The organism is Billgrantia zhangzhouensis (genome assembly GCF_021404465.1).
GTDB classification, from domain to species: Bacteria; Pseudomonadota; Gammaproteobacteria; order Pseudomonadales; family Halomonadaceae; genus Halomonas; species Halomonas zhangzhouensis.
In genome coordinates, this window is sequence record NZ_JABFTT010000024.1 from 1 (window position 1) to 2560 (window position 2560).

Genomic DNA, 2560 nt, shown 5'->3' on the forward strand with positions numbered 1-2560 from the left:
GTGAAATCGAGTAGGTCGGGGCACGTGAAACCTTGACTGAACATGGGGGGACCATCCTCCAAGGCTAAATACTCCTGGCTGACCGATAGTGAACCAGTACCGTGAGGGAAAGGCGAAAAGAACCCCGGAGAGGGGAGTGAAATAGATCCTGAAACCGTATGCGTACAAGCAGTGGGAGCCCCCTCGTGGGGTGACCGCGTACCTTTTGTATAATGGGTCAGCGACTTATTTTCAGTGGCGAGCTTAACCGAATAGGGGAGGCGTAGGGAAACCGAGTCTTAACTGGGCGACCAGTCGCTGGGAATAGACCCGAAACCGAGCGATCTATCCATGAGCAGGTTGAAGGTTGAGTAACATCAACTGGAGGACCGAACCAGGACCTGTTGAAAAAGGTTTGGATGACTTGTGGATCGGAGTGAAAGGCTAATCAAGCTCGGAGATAGCTGGTTCTCCTCGAAAGCTATTTAGGTAGCGCCTCACGTATCACCGCCGGGGGTAGAGCACTGTTTCGGCTAGGGGGCCATCCCGGCTTACCAACCCGAGGCAAACTCCGAATACCGGTGAGTGCAGCGTGGGAGACACACGGCGGGTGCTAACGTCCGTCGTGAAAAGGGAAACAACCCAGACCGTCAGCTAAGGTCCCGAAATCCTGGTTAAGTGGGAAACGATGTGGGAAGGCTCAGACAGCTAGGAGGTTGGCTTAGAAGCAGCCATCCTTTAAAGAAAGCGTAATAGCTCACTAGTCGAGTCGGCCTGCGCGGAAGATGTAACGGGGCTAAACCAGGTACCGAAGCTACGGGTTCGTCGAATGACGAGCGGTAGAGGAGCGTCGTGTAAGCCGATGAAGGTGGATTGAGAAGTCTGCTGGAGGTATCACGAGTGCGAATGCTGACATGAGTAACGACAAGGGGAGTGAAAAACTCCCCCGCCGGAAGACCAAGGGTTTCTGTTCGACGCTAATCGGAGCAGAGTGAGTCGGCCCCTAAGGCGAGGCCGAAAGGCGTAGTCGATGGGAAACGGGTCAATATTCCCGTACCTCACTGTATTGCGATGGGGGGACGAAGAAGGCTAGGTGGGCCAGGCGTTGGTTGTCCTGGTGAAAGCCAGTAGGCTGGGATCTTAGGCAAATCCGGGATCCCAAGGCCGAGAGGCGAGACGAAGGCACTACGGTGCCGAAGTCATCGATGCCACGCTTCCAGGAAAAGCCTCTAAGCTTCAGATACAGTGGGACCGTACCCCAAACCGACACAGGTGGTCAGGTAGAGAATACCAAGGCGCTTGAGAGAACTCGGGTGAAGGAACTAGGCAAAATGGTGCCGTAACTTCGGGAGAAGGCACGCCGCGTTAGTGTGAAGGCACTTGCTGCTGGAGCATGAGGCGGTCGAAGATACCAGGTGGCTGCAACTGTTTATTAAAAACACAGCACTCTGCAAACGCGCAAGCGGACGTATAGGGTGTGACGCCTGCCCGGTGCCGGAAGGTTAAGTGATGGTGTTAGCCCTCGGGCGAAGCTCCTGATCGAAGCCCCGGTAAACGGCGGCCGTAACTATAACGGTCCTAAGGTAGCGAAATTCCTTGTCGGGTAAGTTCCGACCTGCACGAATGGCGTAATGATGGCCACGCTGTCTCCACCCGAGACTCAGTGAAATTGAAATCGCAGTGAAGATGCTGTGTACCCGCGGCTAGACGGAAAGACCCCGTGAACCTTTACTATAGCTTCACACTGGACGCTGATGTTGCTTGTGTAGGATAGCTGGGAGGCTAGGAAGTCCGGACGCCAGTTCGGACGGAGCCAACCTTGAAATACCAGCCTGGCATCATTGGCGTTCTAACTCAGGTCCGTGATCCGGATCGAGGACAGTGTGTGGTGGGTAGTTTGACTGGGGCGGTCTCCTCCCAAAGCGTAACGGAGGAGCACGAAGGTACCCTCAGCACGGTCGGAAATCGTGCATTGAGTGCAAGAGCATAAGGGTGCTTGACTGCGAGACAGACACGTCGAGCAGGTACGAAAGTAGGTTCTAGTGATCCGGTGGTTCTGTATGGAAGGGCCATCGCTCAACGGATAAAAGGTACTCCGGGGATAACAGGCTGATACCGCCCAAGAGTTCACATCGACGGCGGTGTTTGGCACCTCGATGTCGGCTCATCACATCCTGGGGCTGAAGTCGGTCCCAAGGGTATGGCTGTTCGCCATTTAAAGTGGTACGCGAGCTGGGTTTAGAACGTCGTGAGACAGTTCGGTCCCTATCTGCCGTGGGCGTTGGATGTTTGAGAAGAGCTGCTCCTAGTACGAGAGGACCGGAGTGGACGCACCTCTGGTGTTCCGGTTGTCACGCCAGTGGCATTGCCGGGTAGCTACGTGCGGACGGGATAACCGCTGAAGGCATCTAAGCGGGAAGCCCCCTTCAAGATGAGACATCCCCGAGGCCTCGAGCCTCCTGAAGGGCCCAGCGAGACCAGCTGGTTGATAGGCCGGGTGTGGAAGCGCTGCAAGGCGTTGAGCTAACCGGTACTAATGGCCCGTGAGGCTTGACCATATAACCCCAAGGGGTCTGCGCAT

Annotated in this window: 1 rRNA gene; it reads left to right on the forward strand. The window is 55.6% G+C overall.

Annotation, left to right across the window (positions count from 1 at the left end):
* Window positions 1-2537, forward strand: a 23S ribosomal RNA gene (locus tag HOP51_RS20815); the annotation flags it as partial.
* Window positions 2538-2560: the final 23 nt, after the last annotated feature.